At 67.0% G+C, this 21,950-nt stretch carries 18 protein-coding genes and 1 pseudogene; 12 read left to right on the forward strand and 7 right to left on the reverse strand.

What is annotated here, in order from left to right; all coding sequences use genetic code 11:
• Positions 1 to 278: 278 nt before the first annotated feature.
• A complete protein-coding gene (locus QGG75_08215) occupies positions 279 to 707 on the forward strand; it encodes a DUF3775 domain-containing protein (GenBank protein ID MDP6067221.1) in 429 nt (142 codons plus the stop codon).
• Positions 708 to 731: 24 nt separating this feature from the next.
• On the opposite strand, the gene QGG75_08220 is transcribed toward QGG75_08215, so the two are convergent.
• On the reverse strand, positions 732 to 1,478 hold the full coding sequence (locus QGG75_08220; GenBank protein ID MDP6067222.1) for an SDR family NAD(P)-dependent oxidoreductase: 747 nt from the start codon (positions 1,476 to 1,478) through the stop codon (positions 732 to 734).
• 324 nt (positions 1,479 to 1,802) lie between these two features.
• On the opposite strand from QGG75_08220, the gene QGG75_08225 reads away from it, so the two are divergent.
• From QGG75_08225 to QGG75_08245, 5 genes and pseudogenes are all read left to right on the forward strand, one after another.
• Positions 1,803 to 3,383 carry a FecR family protein gene (locus QGG75_08225; protein ID MDP6067223.1) on the forward strand — a complete coding sequence of 527 codons (1,581 nt, stop codon included), beginning with the start codon at positions 1,803 to 1,805 and terminating at the stop codon, positions 3,381 to 3,383.
• A gap of 30 nt (positions 3,384 to 3,413) precedes the next feature.
• Positions 3,414 to 5,657: a CHASE2 domain-containing protein gene (locus QGG75_08230; GenBank protein ID MDP6067224.1), complete on the forward strand. Its 2,244-nt coding sequence runs from the start codon at positions 3,414 to 3,416 to the stop codon at positions 5,655 to 5,657.
• A 66-nt stretch (positions 5,658 to 5,723) separates the two neighbouring features.
• Entirely contained in the window at positions 5,724 to 6,599 is an 876-nt protein-coding gene (locus QGG75_08235) for a DMT family transporter (GenBank protein MDP6067225.1), read from the forward strand.
• Between the two features lie 127 nt (positions 6,600 to 6,726).
• Positions 6,727 to 9,035 (forward strand): annotated as a pseudogene (locus QGG75_08240) (xanthine dehydrogenase family protein molybdopterin-binding subunit).
• Between the two features lie 44 nt (positions 9,036 to 9,079).
• Positions 9,080 to 10,129, forward strand: a complete 1,050-nt coding sequence (locus tag QGG75_08245; protein ID MDP6067226.1) for an alcohol dehydrogenase — start codon at positions 9,080 to 9,082, stop codon at positions 10,127 to 10,129.
• 18 nt (positions 10,130 to 10,147) lie between these two features.
• On the opposite strand, the gene QGG75_08250 is transcribed toward QGG75_08245, so the two are convergent.
• Positions 10,148 to 10,642, reverse strand: a complete 495-nt coding sequence (locus QGG75_08250; GenBank protein ID MDP6067227.1) for a YbaK/EbsC family protein — start codon at positions 10,640 to 10,642, stop codon at positions 10,148 to 10,150.
• 220 nt (positions 10,643 to 10,862) lie between these two features.
• Here QGG75_08250 and QGG75_08255 point away from each other — a divergent pair, with 220 nt between their 5' ends.
• The 4 genes from QGG75_08255 to QGG75_08270 all read left to right on the forward strand — a co-directional run bounded on the left by QGG75_08255 (position 10,863) and on the right by QGG75_08270 (position 13,896).
• A complete protein-coding gene (locus tag QGG75_08255; GenBank protein ID MDP6067228.1) occupies positions 10,863 to 11,162 on the forward strand; it encodes a hypothetical protein in 300 nt (99 codons plus the stop codon).
• Positions 11,159 to 11,500, forward strand: a complete 342-nt coding sequence (locus QGG75_08260) for a hypothetical protein (GenBank protein MDP6067229.1) — start codon at positions 11,159 to 11,161, stop codon at positions 11,498 to 11,500. Before QGG75_08255 ends, QGG75_08260 begins: the two co-directional genes overlap by 4 nt.
• 12 nt (positions 11,501 to 11,512) lie before the next feature.
• Positions 11,513 to 12,328: a DNA/RNA non-specific endonuclease gene (locus QGG75_08265; GenBank protein ID MDP6067230.1), complete on the forward strand. Its 816-nt coding sequence runs from the start codon at positions 11,513 to 11,515 to the stop codon at positions 12,326 to 12,328.
• A 128-nt stretch (positions 12,329 to 12,456) separates the two neighbouring features.
• Positions 12,457 to 13,896, forward strand: a complete 1,440-nt coding sequence (locus tag QGG75_08270) for an aldehyde dehydrogenase family protein (GenBank protein ID MDP6067231.1) — start codon at positions 12,457 to 12,459, stop codon at positions 13,894 to 13,896.
• Positions 13,897 to 14,505: 609 nt separating this feature from the next.
• Here the strand turns inward: QGG75_08270 and QGG75_08275 are convergent.
• The 5 genes from QGG75_08275 to QGG75_08295 all read right to left on the reverse strand — a co-directional run bounded on the left by QGG75_08275 (position 14,506) and on the right by QGG75_08295 (position 17,645).
• Positions 14,506 to 14,805 (reverse strand): CcdB family protein, encoded by a 300-nt coding sequence (locus QGG75_08275; GenBank protein MDP6067232.1) that lies wholly within the window; start codon positions 14,803 to 14,805, stop codon positions 14,506 to 14,508.
• Positions 14,805 to 15,041, reverse strand: coding sequence for a type II toxin-antitoxin system CcdA family antitoxin (locus QGG75_08280; protein MDP6067233.1), 237 nt, complete (start codon positions 15,039 to 15,041; stop codon positions 14,805 to 14,807). The genes QGG75_08275 and QGG75_08280 overlap by 1 nt, the downstream gene beginning before the upstream one ends.
• Positions 15,042 to 15,164: 123 nt before the next feature.
• Positions 15,165 to 16,394: a beta-ketoacyl-[acyl-carrier-protein] synthase family protein gene (locus QGG75_08285; GenBank protein ID MDP6067234.1), complete on the reverse strand. Its 1,230-nt coding sequence runs from the start codon at positions 16,392 to 16,394 to the stop codon at positions 15,165 to 15,167.
• Between the two features lie 139 nt (positions 16,395 to 16,533).
• Positions 16,534 to 17,250: a class I SAM-dependent methyltransferase gene (locus QGG75_08290; GenBank protein MDP6067235.1), complete on the reverse strand. Its 717-nt coding sequence runs from the start codon at positions 17,248 to 17,250 to the stop codon at positions 16,534 to 16,536.
• Positions 17,247 to 17,645, reverse strand: a complete 399-nt coding sequence (locus tag QGG75_08295; protein MDP6067236.1) for a RidA family protein — start codon at positions 17,643 to 17,645, stop codon at positions 17,247 to 17,249. The genes QGG75_08290 and QGG75_08295 overlap by 4 nt, the downstream gene beginning before the upstream one ends.
• A gap of 117 nt (positions 17,646 to 17,762) precedes the next feature.
• Here QGG75_08295 and QGG75_08300 point away from each other — a divergent pair, with 117 nt between their 5' ends.
• Both QGG75_08300 and QGG75_08305 read left to right on the forward strand, forming a co-directional pair.
• Positions 17,763 to 21,146, forward strand: coding sequence for a carboxyl transferase domain-containing protein (locus QGG75_08300; protein MDP6067237.1), 3,384 nt, complete (start codon positions 17,763 to 17,765; stop codon positions 21,144 to 21,146).
• Positions 21,147 to 21,389: 243 nt separating this feature from the next.
• The coding region (locus QGG75_08305) for an Hpt domain-containing protein (protein ID MDP6067238.1) at positions 21,390 to 21,950 on the forward strand (561 nt) is incomplete at its 3' end.

Consider the following 21,950-nt stretch of genomic DNA (forward strand, 5'->3'; position numbering starts at 1 on the left):
GCCCTTGCGTACAGCTAACGGTTCCCGTCACCAGGGTCCGTAGGGGACTTCCACCCCCAAGTCGTCGCCGGGCCACCACAGCCCGGCAAATGGTGCTTTCGCACCGTGCGCCATGCCTGGCACACCGCGCCCGCGCAGGCAGCGGACCAACAGTCCGCCGCCGTGAGCGAAAAAAAGCAAGCCTGGATCTCAGTTCCTGAGATCCAGGCTTGCGTCCCGGGGCAATGGCAGTCAGCATGAAAGCAGGGGAGGCAGAGAAGAAAAGCTGAGCGTGAGCGATGATCGAGATCAAGCCGGAAGTCGTCTGCCACATCGTCTTCAGAGCGCGACAGATGCAGGCCGCCGACGACCTCATCGAGGGTGCGGACGAAACCGAGGAACAGCCGGTCGACCTCGACGATCTCGACGAGGAGGCTCTGGATCGCGGCATCCACGACGAACACGAGCGCGATCCCACTTACAACGAGCTCAAGGAATTCATCGACGGCCTCAGCTTCGACGACCAGCATGAGCTGATCGCCCTGGCCTGGCTGGGACGCGATAGCGCCGAGGATGAATGGCCCGAATTGCTCCGCCTGGCCCGCGAACGGCGCACCGAACACACCGCCGATTATCTGCTCAGCATGCCGTTGCTGGCCGATTATCTGCAGGACGCGCTGCAGGTCTTCGACATCTCAACCGAAGACTTCGAGGAAGAACGGCGGTAGGGCGGATCCCGTCAAACAAAACAACTAAACCGCGCTGGCGCCGGAATCGACCGGCAGGATGGCGCCGGTGACGCGGCGGCTTTCGTCGGAGGCGAGATAGAGCGCCATCCAAGCCACGTCCTCGGGAGCGCAAATACCGAGCAGGCTTTTCTGCACGATTGGGTTGTCGTCCGAGATCATGGCCAGCACCCGTTCGGTGCCGACCACGCCGGGCGCGATGGCGTTGACCCGGATGCCCTGGGGCGCCAGTTCCTGGGCCAGCGCCTTGGTCAGCGTCAACACGCCGCCCTTGGCCGCGGTGTAGGCGTCGGCGCCTTGGGTGGCGGTGAGGGCCCGGATCGAGGTGGTGTTGATTATCGAGCCGCCGCCGGCCGCCTCGAGGTACGGGATCGCCAGGCGGCAGCCCAGGAAGGTGCCGAAAAGATCGACGCCGATGGTGCGCCAGAACTCGTCGAGCGCGATCTCGCTGATGCGGCCGTCGCGGGCCGTGGCGCCGCCGGCGTTGTTGTAGAGCACGTCGAGGCCGCCGAAGGCCGCCACGGTGGCCGCCAGGGCGGCACCAAAGCTGGCTTCGTCGGCGACGTCGGTCTCGACAAAGAGGGCCCGGCCGCCGGCTGCCTCGATGGCCGCGGCCGCGGCCTGGCCGGCCTCGGCGTTGATCTCGGCCAGGGCCACGGACGCGCCTTCGCGGGCGAACAGGAAGGCCGCGGCGCGGCCGATACCGCTGCCGGCACCGCTGACCAGGATGCGCTTGCCTTCGAGTCTGTTCATCATTACCTCCCTGGTGCGTTGCGGCCCGGACGATAGCAGGCCGTGAGCCGGTTAGAAATCCGAGCCTGGACGGCGCCGGTGCGGGAAACGAGCTACGGAAGGGTCGATGCCATACTGATCCTTGTTCGTTTTGGACACGATTTCCCACAACCTCGATCGCAACTGTGGTACTGTAGTTACGGTAAGTAGGGGCATTGAAAGAGGAAGAAATTCTCAGGACATTTTCGTTTTGATTGTGAAGATCTGGCATTTCGGCGTTCGCACAAGTAGCCAACTTTTTTGAGTCCGAGGACGATTCCGGATTGGCGGGAGACGGGCGTATCGATGAAGTCGTTTTGGAAATTCCTCGATCGCCTGGCAACAGCGGGCTTGGTAGTTGCCGGCCTGGGACTGCTGTGGACGCCGACGAGCAGCGGTGACGACATCGGTCTCTTTGGCTTCGGCGAATGGACGGTGGTGACCGTCAACGGCCCGGTGCAGACCAAAGCCGGCGACAACACATGGAACAACTGGGCCGTGGCCAAACGCGGCACGCGGGTCTCGGTTTACGGCTCGGTCAAGACCGGCCGGGGCGCCAGCGCCACCCTGGCGCGGGGCAAGGATCGCATGGTGGTGTCGCCCAACAGCCGCATCACCATCGCCCCCGTGGGCCCTTCGCCGGCCTCGCTCAACGAAACTCCGGTGACCATCCTGCAAAGCACCGGCCGCGCGCTTTACAACGTCCAAACCCGGCCCAGCCGCCGCTTCCAGGTGCTGACGCCCTTCCTGGTCGCCGGCGTCAAGGGAACCACCTTCTCGGTCGACGTCTCGACGGCCGGGGCCAGCGTCAGCGTCAGCGAGGGCACCGTCTCGGTATCGCCCTCGGCCGGCGGCGAAGGCGTCGACGTCTCGATCGGCATGACCGCCGCGGTTTCGGCTGCCCCCGGTTCCGGCGTCTCGGTGGTACCGACGACGGCGGCGCCCCCCGCACCCCCGGCCCCCCCGGCCCCCCCGGCACCGCCAGCGCCCCCGGCACCGCCCGCACCGGCAACCCCTGCCGCCACGGCGCCGCCCGGCGCCTCGGCCGCCAATGCTGCAGCCGCCGCTGCCGGCGCGGCCAGCGGTCAGGGACCGGGCAGCGGCGGTGGCAATAACGGCGGCAATAGCGGTGGACCGGGTACCGGCGGCGGACCGGGTGGCGGTGGGGGACCGGGAAGCGGTGGCGGCGGAGGTGCCGACGGCGGTGATGGTGAAGGCGGAGGCGGCTCCGGAGGCGGCGGTGGTTCCGGTGGCGGTGGCGGAGGTGGCTCCGGCGGTGGCGGCGGTGGTGGCGGTTCCGGCGGCGGCGGAGGCGGAGGCGGAGGTGGCTCCGGTGGCGGTGGCAACGGCGGTGGCGCCTCGGGCGGTGGTGGCAATGGCGGCGGTAACGGCGGTGGCTCATCGGGCGGCGGCGGCAATGGCGGCGGTAACGGCGGCGGTGCTTCGGGCGGCGGTGGCGCCTCGGGCGGGGGCAGTTCCGGCGGCGGCGCTTCGGGTGGCGGCGGCAATGGCGGCGGTAACGGTGGCGGCGCCTCAGGTGGCAGCGGATCAGGCGGCAACGCCGGAGGTAATTCAGGCGGCACCGCCGGAGGTAATTCGAGCGGCAACGCCGGAGGTAATTCGGGCGGCAACGCCGGAGGTAATTCGGGCGGCAACGCCGGAGGTAATTCGGGTGGTGCCTCAGGTGCTAGCGCCGGTGGTGGCTCGAGCGGCAGCAGCGGCAGTAGTGGCTCCAGCGGCAGCAGCGGCAGCAGTGGCTCCAGCGGCAGCAGCGGTAACAGCGGCAACAAGGACAACAGCGGCGGTGGCAAAGGCGGCGGTGGCGGCGGTGGCGGCGGTGGCGGCGGTGGCGGCGGCAATGGTGGCGGCAATGCCAATGCCGGATAAGGGAACGCAAATGCTCAGGCGAAACCGCGCATGAAGGCGCGTTTGCCATACCTGTTGGTGGCGGCCGCCGTGACGGCGGGCTTTCTGCTCGGCCTGTTCGAGCCCTCTGAACGGCGTTGGACGGACTTGCGCATGTGGCTGCTGGAAAGGGACGCCGGCCGCGGTGCCGCTCTGGTGACCATCGATGCCTCCAGCCTGGCCGAACTCGATACCTGGCCCTGGCCGCGGCACTACCATGCCCGGGTGCTCGACAACCTGCTGGCCGCCGGCGCTTCCCGGGTGGCCTTTGCCATCGACTTCAGCTCGCGATCAAAGGCCGGCGAGGATGCCGCCTTCGAGCGCTCCCTGGCGGCGGCCGGCGAGCGTGCGGTGCTGCCGGTGTTCCAGCAGTACGACCGCTCCGGCGGCCAGGTGGCACTGCGGCGCACCTTGCCGCTCGAACGCTTCGGCCGCCACACTGCCCTGGCTTCGATCAACGTCGAGCCCGAGGGCGACGGCCTGGTGCGCCGCTTGCGACGCTCCTACGACTGGGACGGCACCCCGGTGCCGACGCTGGCGGCGCTGCTGGCCGGGAGCGGAGCCGGATCAAGCGGCCCCTTCCACATCGACTACGGCATCGCTCCGGCCAGTCTGACCCGGCTTTCCTTTGCCCGTGTGCTGCGCGGCCAGTTCGATGCGCGGCTGGTGGCTGGCCGCCAGGTCATCGTCGGGGCCACGGCGGCGGAGTTGGGGGATCGCTTGGCGACGCCGCTTCATCGCGCGCTCCCCGGCTCCGTAATCCACTACCTGGGCTACGAATCGCTGGTGCAGGGCCGGGCGCTGGGGCGGCTCGATGAACTTTTCGTCAGCGCCGGGATCTTCGGCCTGGCGCTGCTGGGCTTTATGTTCGTGGGCTGGTCGTGGCGCCGCGGTCTGATGGTGCTGGCGGCCCAGACGGCCCTGCTGGCGCTGGCTGCGCTGGCCACCCAGGCGCTGGCGCCGGTGATCGTCGACACCGTACCCTGGGCCGTCACGCTGGCGCTCTGCTACCTGCTGTCGACGCTGCTGGCTAGCGAACGCCAAGCGCTGCGGATCTTTTCCCAGAGCATGGCCCTGGTGCACCAGCGCCGGCTCATGCGCAGCGTCCAGGAGGCCAGCTACCATGCCATCCTGGTGGTCGACAGCGGAGCCCGGGTGCGGCTCTTCAATCCGGCGGCGGAAAAGCTCTTTGGCCGCCCCGCCGATGAGATCATCGGCAGGCCCGTGGGGTTGCTGCTGCCCGAGCTCGAACGCCCCGAATTCACGGCCGAGGCGTTGGGCTACCTGCGCCAGGGCCTGGGCGCCGACGGCCGCGGCAGACCCCGCGAGGTGGCGGGCCGGGAGGGCAGCGGGCGCAGCTTCCCGATGGAAATGGTGGTCCAGGAGGTGGGCCAGCGCATCAGCGCCCATACGTTCGAACGCCGCGGCGACGACCGCAACGTCTTGATCTGCATGATGCAGGACATCAGCGCCCGCAAGGCCCGCGAGACGGGACGTCAGACCGCCCTTGATGTGGCCGTCTCGGCCAACATCGCCAAAAGCAAGTTTCTTTCCGGCATGAGCCACGAGCTGCGCACGCCGCTCAATGCCATCATCGGCTTTGCCGACGTGCTGCGCGGCGGCCACGTCGGCGAATTGCTCGACAAGCAGCGCGAGTACCTCGACATCATCCAGCTTTCCGGCCGCCACCTGCTGGAACTCATCAACGATATCCTCGACCTCTCCAAGATCGAGGCGGATGAGGTCGAACTGGTGGAAGAAGAGGTCGACCTGTCCGAAATGGCCGAAATCGCCTTGCGCCTCGTCGACAATGGCGGCTCCGTCGCCGGGCTCGAACTGGGGATGGTGGCGGCCGACGACCTACCGCGACTGCGCGCCGACCAGCGCATGATGCGCCAAGTACTGCTCAATCTGCTCTCCAACGCCATCAAGTACACCCCGGCCGGTGGCAGCGTCACACTCCGCCTGGCGCTGGGCCCGGGCGGCGGCCTGACCGTCAGCGTCAGCGATACCGGCATCGGCATGAACGACGAAGATATCGACGCGGCACTGACGGCCTATGACCGGGCCGCCGATCCCACCGTGCGGCGCATCGAAGGCACCGATCTCGGCCTGCCGGTAGCCAAAGCCATCATCGCCCGCCACGGCGGGCAGATGGCCATCGAGAGCCAGCCGGGTCGGGGCACCACGGTGACCTGCTGGTTGCCCCCCGAACGCCTGGTCGCCAAAGTCGCCAGCGCAACCGTCTTTTCCTGATAGTTTGCCGGCGCCTGAACGGCGCCGCTTGCCGGCCCGGCTTTGATCCGCGATCATCGCGCCGCCATGAACCGAAGTACGCTTTTGCTGTTGATCGGGTTGACCTTCTTCTGGGGCATCAACTGGCCGATCATGAAGGTGGGCCTAAGCGAATTCTCGGTCTGGACCTTCCGTGCCCTGGCCAGCGTCACCGGCGCCATCGGGCTTTTTGCCATCGCCCGGGCCGGCGGCGCTTCGCTCAGGGTACCGGTGGGCGAGCGCCTCGGCCTGGTGGTGGCGGCGCTCTTGAACATCACGCTCTGGAACGTGCTGATCCTTTTCGGCCTCGGCCTGATGGCCTCGGGCCGGGCCGCCATCCTGGCTTTCACCATGCCGCTGTGGGCCACCGTGATCGGTAGCTTCGTGCTCGGCGAGCGCCTGGGCCGGCGCCAGGTGCTGGGGCTTGGCCTGGGCCTGAGCGGCATGGCGCTGCTGCTGGCCGGCGACATCCGAGCCCTGGGCGCGGCTCCGCTAGGGGCGCTGCTGGTGGTCGGCGCGGCCATCAGTTGGGCCGGCGGCACGGTGGCCGTCAAATACTACCGCTTCACCATGACGCCGACCGTGCTGGTGGCCTGGCAGCAAGTCATCGGCGTGATTCCCATCGTGACCATGGCGCTGATGCAGGACACCATGATCGGCCCGGTGACGCTATGGCCAGCCCTGGCGGTGCTCTACAACATGCTGGTGGCCTCGATCTTCTGCTACTGGGTTTGGTTTCGCGTCGTGCTCAGTGTGCCCGTCGCCACCTCCACCATCAGCACCCTGATGATTCCCGTGCTCGGCGTGATTAGCGGCGCTCTGGCGCTGGGAGAGCGGCCCGGTGCGCTCGACTTCGCGGCGCTGGTGCTGGTCGCCGGCGCCATCGCCGTGGTACTCCTGCCCAACCGCCCGAGCCGCCGCTAACTGGTTTCGAGATCGATATGAATGACATCGAAGCCCCGATGTTCGACGTCTTCGGTACCGTCGTCGACTGGCGCGCCAGCGTTGCCCGCGAGGCCGCCGCCCTGGCCGGCCAACCCGGTTGCCCCTGATGGCGGCGAAATTCGCCATCGGCCAACCTGTGCCCCGCAAGGAGGATCCCAGGCTGCTGCGCGGCGGCGGCCGTTACACCGACGACATCGACCTGCCGGGCCAATATCATGGCTTCGTGCTGCGCTCGCCCCTGGCCCACGGGATCGTGTGCGCACCCTGAACACCGCACCGGCCTTGGCCACACCCGGCGTCGTCGCGGTCTTTACCGGCGGCGACCTGGCCGAGGCCGGAGTTGCACCCTTCCCCTTCACGCTCCCGCTCACCAGCCACGACGGCAGCCCGCCGGCCGTGCCCCAGCGCTGGGCCCTGGCCCGCGGCCGCGTCAACCACGTTGGCGAGGCCCTGGCCCTGGTGGTCGGCGAAAGCGTCCATGCCGCGCGCGACGGCGCCGAGGCCATCGGCCTGGAGATCGAGCCCCTGCCCGTGGTCACCGATCCCGAGGCGGCGCTGGCGGCGAATGCCGTGCAGGTCCACGACGAGGTTCCCAACCTCTGCCTGGACTGGCGTTCGGGCGATTTCGCGGCCGTCGAACAAGCCTTCGCCGGAGCCGCCCATGTGGTGCGCCGGCGCCTGGCTGTCAACCGCACGGCCGTGGCCACCACCGAGCCCCGCGGCGCCCTGGCCGCCTACGCCGCCGCCGACGGCCGTTTTGTCCTCCATGTCGGTTGCCAGGGTGTTTTCGCCATGCGCCAGGACCTGGCCCAAAGCCTGCCCGAGGTGGCGCCGGAGCGCTTCCGGGTGCTGAGCCACGACGTGGGCGGCTCGTTCGGCATGAAGTCGGCGCTCTATCCCGAATACCTGGCCATCCTGCACGCCGCCCGGGTGCTGGGCCGGCCGCTCAAGTGGAGCGACGACCGGGCCGGCAGTTTTCTTTCGGATCAGCAGGCCCGCGAGGCGGTCTTCAGAGCCGAGCTTGCCCTCGACGCCGAGGGCAACTTCCTGGCGCTGCGCATCGAAGGACTGGCGAATTTGGGTGCCTACCTCACCACCTACGGCCCGCTGATGACCACCATCAGCATCGAGCGCAACGCCCCCAGCCTTTACCAAACCCCGCTGATGGCCATCCGCACCCGCTGCGTCTTCACCAACACCGTGCCCATCGGGCCCTACCGGGGTGCCGGCCGGCCCGAGGGCAACTACATCATGGAGCGCCTGGTCGACGCGGCGGCCCGCGAGCTGGGCCGCGACCCGGCCGAACTTAGGCGCCAGAACCTGATCCCGCCCCAGGCCATCCCCTACCGGGCGCCCTCGGGCCTGGAATACGACAGCGGCGACTTTCCCGCCGTGCTCGAGAGTGCCTTGGAAAAAGCCGACTGGCCGGGCTTTGCCGCACGTCAGGCCGAAAGCCGGTCGCGAAACCGGCTGCGCGGCCGCGGCCTGGCCTGCTACCTTGAAGCGACGGCGGCGCCGAGCCGCGAGATGGGCGGGATTCGATTCGGACCGGGTGGCGACGTCACCATCGTTACCGGCACCCTGGACTACGGCCAGGGCCACGCCACGGCCTTCGCCCAGGTCCTGGCCCAACGCCTGGGGTTGCCGTTCGGGAAGATCGATCTCTTGCAAAAAGACAGCGACGAGTTGCTGCACGGCGGCGGCACCGGCGGCTCGCGCTCGCTGGTGTCGAGCGGCAGCGCCATCGTGAAAGCGGCCGGCCAGGTCATTGCCAAGGGCGGGCTGCTGGCGGCCCGCCACTTCGAGGCGGCCCAGGCCGACATCGAATTCCAGGCCGGCCACTTCGGCGTCGTCGGTACCGACCGGCGCATCACGCTCCCGGATCTGGCCGCCGGCCACCCCGGCGAGCTCGACGTAGCCCTGGTCGAAGACACGCCGCCCTCGACCTTCCCCAACGGCTGCCACGTCTGCGAACTGGAGATCGACCCCGAGAGCGGCGAGGTGGCGGTGCTGTCTTACGTTGTGGTCGACAACTTCGGCACCATCGTCAATCCCCTGCTGGTCGAAGGCCAAGTCCAGGGCGGCATCGCCCAGGGCCTGGGCCAGGTGCTGATGGAAGACGTGGTCTACGACCCCGACGGCCAGCTGCTGACGGGCTCGTTCATGGATTTTGCCCTGCCCCGGGCCGACCACATGCCGCCCATCGAGTTCCACTCGCACCCGGTGCCGGCAACCAGCAATCCGCTCGGCGTCAAGGGCTGCGGCGAAGCCGGCACCACCGGCGCCCTACCGGCGGTGATGCTGGCGCTCCTCGACGCCCTGGCGCCCTTGGGCGTTCAGGATATCGACATGCCGGCGACGCCGGAGAGGGTCTGGCGGGCCATCCGGGAGGCGAGCTTGCGGGCGCCAAATTAATCCTGTATCCCCCTCCGCAATGAATACAGAACGAGGAAGACGTCATGAAAAGCTATCAGGTGGTGGAATACGGGGCGGCGCTGGAAGCGCGGGATTTGCAGACGCCCGAGCCCCAGGGGGCCGAGGTCCTGGTCAAGATCAAGGCCTGCGGCGTCTGCCACTCCGACGTCCACCTCTGGGAGGGCTCGTTCGATATGGGCGGCGGGCGCAAGATGGAACTGGGCAAGGTCTCGGCCATCATTCCCTTCACCCCGGGCCACGAGATCATCGGCGAAGTGGTGGCCCTGGGCCCCGAGGCGGAGGGGGCGAGCATCGGCGACACGCGCGTCGTTTATCCCTGGATTGGCTGTGGCAAGTGTTCGGTCTGCGCCGGAGGCGAGGAGAACCTCTGCTCCCGGCCGCGTAACCTGGGCGTCAACGTAGACGGCGGCTTTTCCGATTACGTGCTGGTGCCCGACGGCAAGTACCTCTACGACTTCTCCGGCGTGCCCGATGCCCTGGCCTGCACCTATGCCTGTTCCGGCCTCACTGCCTATGGGGCACTGAAGAAAGCGCTGCCGCTGAGGGATGGCGACACGGTGATGCTGATCGGCGCCGGCGGCGTCGGCCTGATGGGCGTGCGATTTTGCAAAGCCGCACTGGGTGTCCAGCCGGTGGTGGTCGACATCGACCCGGGCCGCCGCCAGGCCGCCCTTGATGCTGGCGCCAGCGAGGTCTTGGATCCCGAGGACAGAGAGGCCTCGAAGGAATTCGCCAAACGCACCGGCGGCGCCGCCGCGGTGATCGACTTCGTCGGCGCCGAAGCCACGGCCCAGTACGGAACGCGAGCGCTGCGCATGGGCGGCAAGTACATCATCGTCGGCCTCTTCGGCGGCGAATTTCGCACGGCGCTTCCGCTGATCCCCTTCAAGGCCATGACCATCATGGGCTCGCTGGTGGGTACGCCGGGCGACATGGCGGAACTGGCGGAGCTGGTGCAGAGCGGCCAGGTCGCAGCCATTCCGGTCAGCGAGCGGCCCATGGACCAGGCCTCGCAGTCGCTCGAGGACCTGCGCGCCGGCCAGGTGGTGGGCCGCGTGGTGCTGGAGAACTAGGCCGCACGGCGGCCCCTCTTACCCCGCCAGCTCTTTCGCCAGATCCTCGACCACCTCGGTTTCCGGGGTGGCGGCGAAAATCTTGGGATCGACGATGAGCTTGGTCGAACGGTTGCCGCCGCCCAGGATGACGTAGTCGAGCGCCATGATGCGGGCGTCGACCCAGAGCGGCAGCCCGGCCGGCAGGCAGATGGGCGTGACGCCGCCGATCTCCATGCCGGTGATCTGGCGGGTTTCCTCGGGCGAAGCGAAGGATGCCTTGCGCGCCCCCAGTTTCTTGCGCACTACCTTGTTCACGTCGAGCCGCGTGGGCGCCAGCACCAGGCAGGCGGCGTAACTCACCTCGCCGCCCTTGGAGCGCACGACGATGGCATTGGCCGAGTGCTCGGACGCGTAGCCGTAGTGGGCGCAAAAGACGGCCGTGTCGGCCAGTTCGGGATCGCACTCGATGATCTCGTAGGCCAGGCCCGAGGCCTCGAGAATGTCGTGGATGCGGCTTTCGATGTCGTTCATGGCCGAACATAAGCGCAGGGCCGCCCCGGTTGTCCAGCCTGGCGCCTGCCAGCCCCTATTATAAGCTGTAACGGCATTTGTGAAGCTCGGTAATAGTTGCAAACTTCATTGATACGTCTAATTTGTTGTGTTTCGGCGTAAACATTTCTGATAAAGTTCCAAAATGCTTCTTACGAGTTCCGATGTCGCGAATTTTCTCCGCATTGGCCTGCTCATCTGGATGGCTGCCTTTGCGGCCTTGGTTTGCTACCGCCTGCTGGACGGCCGCATCCGCAGCACGGGGCTGCTGGGCGGCAGGCGAGGCGGCGCCATTGATCCCGAGCGGCTGCAGATGCTGGTGGTTTTCCTGGCGGGAATAGGGTTCTACGTCGCCAGCGCCGGGAGCGAAATAGCGACCGCCGGCGAGCTCGGTTCACTGCCCGAGCCGCCCCAATTTCTCACTGCGGCCGTGCTCGGCAGCAACGCGCTCTATCTCGCCGGCAAGCTGTTCCGGCGCCTCGGCAAGGGAGGTACGTCATGACCCCAAGCACCATAGCCATCGGCGTCAGCCTAGTCCTCAGCCTCATCATCCTGGGATTTGCCCTGGCGGTGCTGTGGAAGGTGTTCAGCGACAAGATCAAGCTCGATTATCTGATCTGCGAGACCAGTGCCGACACCGGTGGCCCGGATCCGCACCCCAAGGCATCGCTGTCGCGCTTTCAGTTCCTGATCTTCACCTTCGTTATCGCCGGGCTCTATCTGGTGCTGTGCATCGAGAGCGGAACTTTGCTCGAAATCCCGCCCTCCGTACTGGGCCTGATCGGCGTCAGCGGCGGCAGTTTCGTGATTTCGAAGGGCATCGGCAAGCGGCCGGAATAGGGAGTGGAGGCAATGATCGCGCGCCGCCTCGCTGCCCTGCTCGCCCTTATCGCTGTCGGGCTTTGCGCCCTCGCCGCCGGGGCGCGGCCGTTGGAGGACTGCAAACCGCTCTACAGCGATGTCGGCCTGCCCGTGCATTTCGCCAAGGCCGACGGCGCGCCACCGACGCTGCTCTGCCGCCAGGGCTACCTGCTGGCTCATAACAACGACACCCGCATATCCGATTGGGTGCTGGAGGCGCTGACCGCCGAGCAGATCGAGGGCGGGGCCACGCGCAAGAAATCGACTTTCAAGTCGGATCCGGACCTGCCCGCCGAGCACCGCGCCACCCTTGGCGATTACAAGGGCAGCGGCTACGACCGTGGCCACCAGGCCCCGGCCGCCGATTTCAAATCGGGCCAACCCATGATGGACGAGAGCTTCTATCTCTCCAACATGGCGCCCCAGGTCGGTGTCGGTTTCAATCGCGGTGTCTGGCGCCAACTTGAAGAGTATGTCAGGGATCTGCTGCCCACCCGCGAGCGTCTGATCGTCATCACCGGGCCGGTATACCAGGCGCCCGAAATCAACGTGCCCGCCGACAAAACCATCGGCGCCAACCGGGTGGCGGTGCCGGCCGCCTTCTACAAAATCGTCTACCACCCCCGCAGTGAACGCGCCCTTTCCTTCCTGCTGCCCAACCGCCGGCTCAAGGGCCGCCAGCCCCGGGAGTTCCGCATCAGTGTCGATGCGATCGAAGAGTTGACCGAGATCGACTTCCTGGCCGCTCTGCCGCGCCGCCGCCAACGCCAGTTGGAAAGCCGGGTCGTACCCATGTGGCAGCACTGAGCTGACTCGCTCGGCCAGCGCCAATTGGCACTGGCGGCGCCCCCCCGAAATATGACAGTTTCGGATGTCCCGGTTGCTTGCCGCCGGCGCGCCACAAAACCAAAATTTCTGCACAGGAAGAGGACGCCATGAAAGAGTGTCTCCAGTTCTACATCGACGGCCGCTGGGTCGACCCCGTCCAGGCCCAGACCTTGGATGTCATCAACCCGGCTAGCGAAGAGCCCATGGGCCGCATCGCCATGGGATCGGCGGCCGACGTCGACCAGGCCGTGGCGGCGGCCCAGGCCGCTTTCGAGAGCTTCTCCCAGACCAGCGTCGAAGAGCGCACAGCACTTTTCGACAAGATCATCGAGGTCTATCAGTCGCGCTATGACGAAATGGCCGAGATCATCAGCCAAGAGATGGGCGCGCCGCTCAGTTTCTCCAAGGCCGCCCAGGCGGCCACCGGCCTGGCCCACTTCAAGCAGGCCAAGCGGATCCTTAAGGGCTACGAATTCGAAGAGAACCGCGGCACCACCCGGGTGCGCAAGGAGCCCATCGGCGTCTGCGGCTTCATCACGCCCTGGAACTGGCCGGTCAACCAGATCGCCATCAAAGTGGCGCCGGCGCTCGCGGCAGGCTGCACCATCGTGCTCAAGCCCAGCGAAGTGGCTCCCTTCAACGCCATGCTATTGACCGAGATCCTCGACGCCGCCGGCCTGCCGGCCGGTGTCTTCAACGTCGTCAACGGCAATGGGCTGACCGTCGGCGCCGCCATCTCGGGCCATCCCGGCATCGACATGGTGTCGTTCACCGGCTCGACCCGGGCCGGCATCCAGGTGGCCCAGGCCGCGGCGCCCAGTGTCAAGCGCGTGGCCCAGGAATTGGGCGGCAAGTCGGCCAACATCGTGCTCGATGATGCCGACCTCAAGAAGGCGGTATCGGGCGGCGTCTTCGGCTGCATGGGCAATTCCGGCCAGTCCTGCAACGCGCCGACGCGCATGCTGGTGCCCAAGGCCAAGCACGACGAGGCGGTCGAGATCGCCCGGGCCACGGCCGACAAGATCCGGGTCGGCGATCCCTTTGCCGAGGACACCAAGATCGGGCCGGTGGTCTCGGTCGTCCAGTTCGACAAGATCCAGGGCCTGATCCAGCAGGGCATCGAGGAAGGGGCCGAATTGGTGGCCGGCGGCCCGGGCCGCCCCGAGGGCTTCAACAAGGGCTACTACGTGCGGCCCACGATCTTCGCCAACGTGCGGAACGACATGACCATCGCGCGGGAGGAAATCTTCGGACCCGTCCTTGCCATCCTGCCCTACGAGGACGAGGAAGACGCCGTGCGCATCGCCAACGACACGCCTTATGGGCTCTGCGGCTACGTCCAGTCGGGCGATCTCGACCACGCCAACGCCGTGGCCCGGCGCCTGCGCACGGGCTCCGTCCACGTCAACGGTGCCGGCCCCGACTTCGGCGCCCCCTTCGGCGGCTACAAGCAATCCGGCAACGGCCGCGAATGGGGCGACCACGGCTTCGAGGAATTCCTCGAGGTCAAGGCCGTGATGGGCGCCAACCCGGCGCCGGAAAAGTAGGCGCACGGCGGGCGCACGGCGCCCTTTTAGTTACTTCGCCGTTTGCCTTTTTTTCTCCCTCTCCCGCTTGCGGGGAGGGATGGGGAGGGGGCTTTTTTCGGGTTCTTCACCCAATACCGGGGAGCGTGGGGCACCCCGGCGATCCCAGGATGCCACCGTGCTCGGCTCCCTCAACGATGCCTGCGGCGCCGCTGGCGCGGTGGCCTTCGGCCATCGTTGACCGACCCTGCGCGCGGCGGCCGCGCATGCTCAGGTCGGGACGAAGGAATGGCCGCTGGGGTCGAACAAAGGAATATCAATCAAGGGCTGGCAGACGACCGGGTCAAGTAGCCCAGCGAACATAGTGAGTGGCTACTTGAGGCGGCGGCGGCTCCCCACGCTCATATGCGACCGGAAGCCCTTGCTTTCGGTCTGCCCAGCGGCGAGCGTTCTTGGCTTGGCCACCAGCCGAAGTACCTCGCCCACGCGGGCCTTCCCGGAAACAGGGGAAGAACCTTTTTTCGCCCTATTGCCGGGTGACGATCAGCGAGGCGTTCTGGCCGTCGAAGCCGAAGCCGCAGCCGCAGGGAATCGTTCACCTGCTGTACCTTGCTGGCACGGCCGGCTGGCTCAAAATCCCTGGAAGACCATATCCAAGGCATTGGTGATGTCGGCGAAGCTCCGGGAGAGGTTGGCAACCGGGGTTGCCAAAATCGACGCCGGGACGGCGGCAAGAAATTGCGTGACCATGACAACTGTCAGGCCGTCGATCACAAACGACGGATTGAGCCGTTGGGCGGGGGCCGGGGCAAGGTTGGCCGGCAACAGGGGGACCACGACCCGGGTGTTCAGGCCATCAAGCAGATCGGTCTGCGTGTCCAGCAGATAGCCCGCTCCCTCCGGGTTCGGGTAGACGTCATATTTCGCCATCAGAATTGGCGGTACCGGTCGAGGGGCAGGCCATGGGTTTCCACCCACCGATTGGAGCTTTCCACGGCACCGGCGTTTTCCCGCCGCCATTTTTCCCCCTTGGTTTTGGCGATTTGCCGCCGCAGGCCCAATTCGGCGGCCTGCGAAAGATTGACGTTCAATTCCCGGGCTTCCGCCAGAAGAGCCGTGTCCAAGGACAGATTGGTGGGCTTTTTACGGGCACGCGCATTGGGCATCGCATTCTTCCTAGGCTTTTATGAGCATATGTCATGCGCATGTTTTTGTAAATTACCTGGCCGTACCTAATCACAAACATCTCCGCAAGCCAGGCCGCAAAGCCCGGCCGAGGCATTCGCGGGCTACGCCCGGGTGACGATCAGCGAGGCGTTCTGGCCGCCGAAGCCGAAGCCGTTGACCTGGACCACGTTGACTGGCCCCTCCGAGGGCCGGCGCGTGACCACCTCGAATTCGGCCTCGGGGTCGACCTCGGTGGTGCCGGCGGTGGGCACGAAGGCGTCGATTTCCATGCTTCTGAGCGCCGCCATCAAATTCATGGCCCCGGCCGCCGAGACGGTATGGCCGACGTGGCCCTTGACGGACGCCACGCGCAGCGTGGTGTCGCGTTCCTGGTGCAGGCTGTTGATGGCGCGGATCTCGGCCGTGTCGCCGACCGTCGTGGCGGTGCCGTGGGCCACCACGCCGTCGACCTCTGCAGCGCCGCCGCGGAGGCCGGCGTCCTTGATGGCCATGGCCATGGTCATGGCCTCGTATTTGCCGTCGGGCTCGGGCGAGGAGGGGTGGGTGCCATCGGCCATCTGGCCGTAGCCGCGGATGTAGCCGTGCACCCGGGCGCCGCGCTGGGCGGCGTGTTCGGCGCTTTCCAAAATCACCACGCCGGCGCCCTCGCCGCCCATGATGCCGTTACGCTTGATGTCGAAGGGCAGACAAGCGAGCTTGGGATCGGGCTGGCGCGTGTACATGCCGTAAAGCCCGGCCGACAGCGTGATGATCAGCGATCGGGCGCTGTCGCCGCCGCCGGCGATGATGACGTCGGCCTGGCCGGCATTGATCATGCGCGCCGCCAGGCCCATGGCGTCGACCGACGAGGCGCAGGCTGTCGAGACCGTCAACAGCGGCCCGTGCAGGCCCCAGCGCAGAGAGATCTGGCCGGCCGCCATGTTGGGCCAGGCCATGATCTGCAGCTTGCGCGGCACGCCGTCTGCACCGCGTTCGTCGTAGCTCCGCTGGGCGTCGCAGAGGCTCTCGGCACCGCTCTGGCAGGTGCCCATGACGACGCCGGTGCGGAAGGGATCGAACTCCTCGATGCCCGAGGCTTCCACGGCCTGCACGGCGGCGGCGATCATGTACTGGGCGAAGGGATCGCTGCCGGCGGCCACGCGCTCATCCATCCAGTCGAGCGGCTGGAAGCCCTCGACCAGCGAGATCCAGACGTTCTCCATGCCCGCTTCATTGTTCCAGGGCGTCGGTCCCACCGCGGCCTTGGCCGCCATCAGATTATCGCAGAAGGTCTCGACGTCCTGGCCGATCGAGGAAATCACGCCCAGGCCGGTAATCGCCACAGGTTCCATGCTCGCCTCCCTTTTATCGACCGGACTCTAACGCTATCGGTGGGGGCTGTCACCGCGCCGGCTTGATCAAGACGCCCTGTCCCGTGGGTAGCTCGAGGATGGGCACGCCGATGCCCTGGGCCCAGGCCTTGAGGGCCTCTTACTGTTCGCGAAAGACGCGCAAGGCATAGCACTGCATGATCACCACGGCACCGGGCGAAAGGCGCGGCCAGATCTTTTCCATGGCCGCCACCTCGGCCGCCGCCGAGATCATGTCGAGATGGGCGAAAGCGATGCGTTCGGGGCGGGCGTCGGGGATTGATGAGGGCACGCTGCCGGGCACGATATCGACCTCGGCACAGCCGGCGAAGCGCTGGCGCGCGATCTCTTCGGCCTGGGCCACATATTCCTGTTCCGAGACGAAGGATTCGTTGCGCATACCCTCGGGCGTACCGCTGAAGGTGTCGAAGAGATAATAACGGCGGCCCGATGCAGCGAAATCGACATAGTTGTAAACCACCCGTGCGCTGAAACCGAGATAGGCGCCAAGCTCGACGAAATCGCCGGCCGTGGCCAGCGCCTGTTCGGCCGCCCAGCAGAGCGTATGGAAGCGCCAAGCGCGGCGGAACTGGTATTCGCCGTCCACGGGCCGGTGGGCGCTGACCAGGGCCTTGAGAAAGCGCGGATCCTCGGCAAAACCCAGCGTCCGCGCCGCCGCCACCAGGCCGTCACCGATGTAAATCGAGCGGTAGGGCGTGCTGACGTCCTGGCCGTAGATCCGGGCCAGCTGTTGCAGCAGGGCTTCGAGTTCATGGAACTTCTCCTCGTCCGGCATACCCTGCCAGTCGAGGCTGAGGTGAAGTTCGTCCTCGCTCATGCCGGATCGGGCAGGCCGGCCACGGCTTCGATCTCCACCTTCATGCCGGGCACCGCCAGCGCCGAGACCTCGACCAGGGTGCTGGCCGGCTTGGCGTCGCCGAAATACTTCTGGCGCACCGGGTTGATCTTGCTCCGGTCGTCGATGTCGGTGAGGTAGACCACCACCTTGAGCACGTCGGCAAAGCCGGCATCGGCCGCCGCCAGGGCCTTTTCCAGGTTGACGAAAACCTGCTCGGTCTGGGCCACCACGTCGTCGCCGCCGACCAGGGCCGTGTTTTCGTCGACCGGCGCCATGCCGGATATGTACAAGGTGTCGCCCCAGCGCACGGCATCGGTGTAGTGGCTGAGCGGCGGGTTGAGACCGGGGACGGCGTATTCCTGACGTTTCGACACTGTGACCTCCGTGCGGGAATGGATGGGCGAGAGGCAAAAGCTTAGCAGCAAAGTTGTCGCGAAAGGGGGTACTTCGCCGTAAAACAAGGGTGGTCTTCAACAACGCGAGCCGTGGCCATGAGCCTCAAGTCCGTACTGGTCGCCAATCGGGGCGAGATCGCCATCCGCGTCATGCGCGCCGCCGCCGAACTGGGTCTCGGCACCGTCGCCGTCTATTCCGAGGACGACGTCCAGGCACTGCACACCTGCAAGGCGGACGAGGCCCGGGCGCTCGGCGGCCACGGCGCCGCCGCCTACCTCGACGGCGAGCAGATCATCGCCATCGCCCGCGAGGCAAACTGCGACGCCGTGCATCCGGGCTATGGTTTTCTCAGCGAGAACGCCGGATTCGCCGAACGCTGCGCCGCCGCCGGTCTTGCTTTCGTCGGGCCCCGGCCCGAGACCTTGGCGCTCTTTGGCGACAAGGCGCGGGCCCGGGCCCTGGCGGAAAGCCGCGGCGTGCCGTTGCTGGACGGCATCTCGGGCCCCACCAGTCTCGATGAGGCCGGCGAGTTCCTGGCCGCATTGGGCCCCGACGGCGCCATCATGATCAAGGCCGTGGCCGGCGGTGGCGGCCGGGGCATGCGCCAGGTCCGGGAGGCCGGCGAGCTCGAGGCGGCCTACCGGCGCTGCCGTTCGGAAGCCGCCAAGGCCTTCGGCAACGACGCCGTCTACGTCGAACGGTTCCTGGCCCGGGCGCGCCACGTCGAAGTCCAGGTGGTGGGCGACGGCAAAGCCATAAGCCAGCTCGGCGAGCGCGAATGCTCGATCCAGCGCCGCCACCAGAAGCTGGCCGAGGTGGCACCAGCCCCCAACCTGGAGGCCGCCCGCCGGGCGGAGATCGCCGCCGCCGCGGTGGCGCTGGCGGAATCCGTGGATTTCCTCAACCTGGGCACCTTCGAGTTCCTGCTGAGCGACGACCGCTTCGCCTTCATCGAGGCCAACCCCCGCCTGCAGGTCGAGCACACGGTAACGGAAGCCGTCACCGGCCTCGACCTGGTCAAGCTGCAGTTCCAAATCGCCGCCGGGCGGAGCCTGGCCGAGCTCGGCCTCGAACAGGCCCAAGTGCCGGAACCAAAGGGCTTTGCCATCGAGCTGCGCATCAACGCCGAACAGCTCGCCCCCGACGGCACGCCGCGCCCCGCCAGCGGTACCTTGACGGCTTTCGAGCCGCCGTCCGGCCCCGGTCTTCGTACCGATACCGCCGGCCACCTCGGGCACAGCATCAATGCCAACTTCGATTCCCTGCTGGCCAAGCTGATTGCCCATTCGCCCTCGCCCCACTTCGCCGACGTGGTGGCCAAGGCCTATCGCGGGCTCTGCGAGTTCCGCATCGAGGGCGTGGCCAACAATCTGGGTTTTCTGCAAAACCTGCTCCGCCACCCGGAATTCCAGGCCGCCGGCGGCCACACCGGCTTCGTCGAGGAACACCTGGAGGCGCTGGTCGATCGCTCGGCCGAGCACCAGCGGCTTTATTTCAAGCCTGCCGCGCCGGCGCCGCTGGCCGGCGCTCGCATCGACCAGAACGACCCCCTGGCGGTGCTCGACCACGGCAAGAGCCAGGGACCGGCGGCTCCGGGCCAGGTTCCGGCGGCGGCACCGGTACCGGCACCGGCGGTTTCGGGTCCCGAAAACACCGTCCCCGTCATTGCTCCCATGCAGGGCACCATCGTCAGCCTCGAGGTCGACGAGAACGGCCCGGTGCAGGCCGGCCAGGCGCTGCTGGTGATGGAATCCATGAAGATGGAGCACGTCATCGAGGCCGAGATGAGCGGCCAGGTGCGGCAGTTCGCGGTGGCGGCGGGCGATACCGTTTACGAGGGCCATCCCCTGGCCTTCATCGAGCCTGGCGAGGTCGAGGCGGCGGCGCTGGCAGAGTCGGCCGAGATCGACCTCGAAACCATCCGCCCCGATCTGGCCGAGGTACTGGAGCGCCACGAGGTAACGCTGGACCCGGCCCGCCCGGCTTCGGTGGAACGGCGCCGCAAGACCGGCCAGCGCACGGCCCGGGAGAACGTCGAAGACCTTTGCGACGAGGGCAGCTTCATGGAATACGGCGCGCTGGTCATCGCCGCCCAGCGCCAGCGCCGTTCGGTCGACGATCTGATCGCCAACACCCCGGCCGATGGTTTGATTACCGGCTTGGGCCAAGTCAACGGCCAGCATTTCGGCGATGCCGAGGCGCGCTGCGTGGTGATGTCCTATGACTACACCGTGCTGGCCGGCACCCAGGGCTTCAAGAACCATTACAAGAAGGACCGCATGTTCGAGCTGGCGGCGGATCTCGGCCTGCCGCTGGTCTTCTTCACCGAGGGCGGCGGTGGCCGGCCCGGCGACACCGACTGGCCCAGCCCGGCCGGCCTCGATTGCCTGGCCTTCAACCTCTTCGGCAAGCTCTCGGGCCAGGTGCCGCTGGTGGGCATCAACTCGGGCCGCTGCTTCGCCGGCAACGCGGCGCTGTTGGGTTGTTGCGACGTCGTTATTGCGACGCAAAACTCCTCCATCGGCATGGGTGGCCCGGCCATGATCGAGGGCGGCGGGCTGGGCGTCTTCCGGCCCGAGGAAGTGGGGCCCATGGACGTCCAGGTGGCCAATGGCGTGGTCGACATCCCGGTCGCCGACGAGGCCGAGGCGGTGGCGACGGCGAAGCAGTATCTTTCGTATTTCCAAGGCGCGTTGGCCGACTGGGAGTGCGCCGACCAGCGTCGGCTGCGCCACGTCATCCCCGAGAACCGCCTGCGCATCTACGACGTGCGCCAGGTCATCGAGCTCTTGGCCGATACCGGATCCGTGCTCAAGCTCAGGCGCCACTTCGGCCACGGCATGGTGACGGCGTTGATCCGTATCGAGGGCCGGCCCCTGGGCCTGATCGCCAACAACCCGACGCACCTGGCCGGTGCCATCGACAGCGACGGGGCCGACAAGGCGGCCCGCTTCATGCAGCTTTGCGACGCCTTCGACATCCCGCTGCTGACGCTTTGCGACACGCCCGGCATGATGGTCGGGCCCGAGGTCGAGAAGACGGCCCTGGTGCGGCACTGCTGCCGGCTTTTCGTCACCGGCGCCAATCTCAGCGTGCCCTTGTTCACCATGGTGTTGCGCAAGGGCTACGGCCTGGGCGCCCAGGCCATGGCCGGCGGCAGCTTCCGGGCACCGGCCTTCACCGTGGCCTGGCCCACCGGCGAGTTCGGCGGCATGGGCCTCGAGGGCGCGGTCAAGCTGGGCTTTCGCAAGGAGTTGGCGGCCATCGAAAACGCAGCCGAGCGCCAGGCGCTATTCGAGAAAATGGTGGCCCAGGCCTACCAGGACGGCAAGGCGCTCAACTTCGCCTCGCACTTCGAGATCGACGACGTCATCGACCCGATGGAATCGCGGCGCTGGATCGTCAACGGCCTGAAATCGGCACCACCAGCGGAAAGCGCCCGTGGCACCAAAAAGCGGCCGGCCATCGATACCTGGTAAGCAATCCCGACTTGACCATCGGGCCTTCCCTCCTAGATTCTGTCTCTGAGCCACGGCGGCCAGGCGATGGCTTGTCGGTTTCTCGATCGATCGGTCTACCTGGGCAGGGCTGTTGTCAGATTGACGTTGATCGGCTAAACGCTGGTGCCTTATCCGAGACCGTCCCGTTGATGTTCTTGATAGTCAAGCTTTTCGGGCCGGCGATACCAGCCCACCAGGTCGACGGAGCCTTGGAGCGGCGTCATGGCTGAGGACAAGGACGACGTCATCCGCAAGATGGCGGCCTTGAGGGAGGGGTTCAAGGCCGGGTTGGATGATCGCCTGCGGGATCTGGAGGCGGCCCTGGACGGGCTGACGCCGGACGGCAATGCCGATCAAACCGCCCGCACCCTGGAAACCCTGCACGGACTTTGCCACAAACTGCGAGGGGCCGCCGGTACCTTCGGTTTCGCGGCACTGTCGGAGATCGCCGGGCAACTGGACGACCTGACGAAGGCATTGCTCGACCAAGGCCGGTCGCTCGATGACGGTGAGCGGGAAGCGCTGTGGCGATTGCTCTCCTCTCTCAAGGCGGCAAGCGTCGGTCAGGAAGGCCTCTCGATCAGCGATGCGGCGGCCTGGGAAAGCCTTGTCACGGCACGTGAGGCCGACGGCGAGGTGTCGATGACCGTCATCCTGGTCGATGACGACGAAGCTTTCCTGGAGCTCGTGCGCAACCAACTGAGCCATTTCGGGTTCGATGTGCTGGCCCTTGCCGATCACGCGGAATTGCGCAACGCCGTCGCCGCCACCCCGCCGGCCGCG

It is taken from the genome of Alphaproteobacteria bacterium (genome assembly GCA_030740435.1).
GTDB lineage: Bacteria > Pseudomonadota > Alphaproteobacteria > UBA2966 > UBA2966.

Excerpts from the sequence above, each read along its gene's own strand:
- QGG75_08255 (MDP6067228.1), top strand. The coding sequence starts at position 10,863 with ATGGCTGCCTTTGCGGCCTTGGTTTGCTACCGCCTGCTGGACGGCCGC.
- QGG75_08245 (MDP6067226.1), top strand. The coding sequence starts at position 9,080 with ATGAAAAGCTATCAGGTGGTGGAATACGGGGCGGCGCTGGAAGCGCGG.
- QGG75_08280 (MDP6067233.1), bottom strand. The coding sequence starts at position 15,041 with ATGCCCAATGCGCGTGCCCGTAAAAAGCCCACCAATCTGTCCTTGGAC.
- QGG75_08270 (MDP6067231.1), top strand. The coding sequence starts at position 12,457 with ATGAAAGAGTGTCTCCAGTTCTACATCGACGGCCGCTGGGTCGACCCC.
- QGG75_08215 (MDP6067221.1), top strand. The coding sequence starts at position 279 with ATGATCGAGATCAAGCCGGAAGTCGTCTGCCACATCGTCTTCAGAGCG.
- QGG75_08230 (MDP6067224.1), top strand. The coding sequence starts at position 3,414 with ATGAAGGCGCGTTTGCCATACCTGTTGGTGGCGGCCGCCGTGACGGCG.
- QGG75_08265 (MDP6067230.1), top strand. The coding sequence starts at position 11,513 with ATGATCGCGCGCCGCCTCGCTGCCCTGCTCGCCCTTATCGCTGTCGGG.
- QGG75_08235 (MDP6067225.1), top strand. The coding sequence starts at position 5,724 with ATGAACCGAAGTACGCTTTTGCTGTTGATCGGGTTGACCTTCTTCTGG.
- QGG75_08275 (MDP6067232.1), bottom strand. The coding sequence starts at position 14,805 with ATGGCGAAATATGACGTCTACCCGAACCCGGAGGGAGCGGGCTATCTG.
- QGG75_08260 (MDP6067229.1), top strand. The coding sequence starts at position 11,159 with ATGACCCCAAGCACCATAGCCATCGGCGTCAGCCTAGTCCTCAGCCTC.
- QGG75_08250 (MDP6067227.1), bottom strand. The coding sequence starts at position 10,642 with ATGAACGACATCGAAAGCCGCATCCACGACATTCTCGAGGCCTCGGGC.
- QGG75_08285 (MDP6067234.1), bottom strand. The coding sequence starts at position 16,394 with ATGGAACCTGTGGCGATTACCGGCCTGGGCGTGATTTCCTCGATCGGC.
- QGG75_08220 (MDP6067222.1), bottom strand. The coding sequence starts at position 1,478 with ATGAACAGACTCGAAGGCAAGCGCATCCTGGTCAGCGGTGCCGGCAGC.
- QGG75_08290 (MDP6067235.1), bottom strand. The coding sequence starts at position 17,250 with ATGAGCGAGGACGAACTTCACCTCAGCCTCGACTGGCAGGGTATGCCG.
- QGG75_08300 (MDP6067237.1), top strand. The coding sequence starts at position 17,763 with ATGAGCCTCAAGTCCGTACTGGTCGCCAATCGGGGCGAGATCGCCATC.
- QGG75_08225 (MDP6067223.1), top strand. The coding sequence starts at position 1,803 with ATGAAGTCGTTTTGGAAATTCCTCGATCGCCTGGCAACAGCGGGCTTG.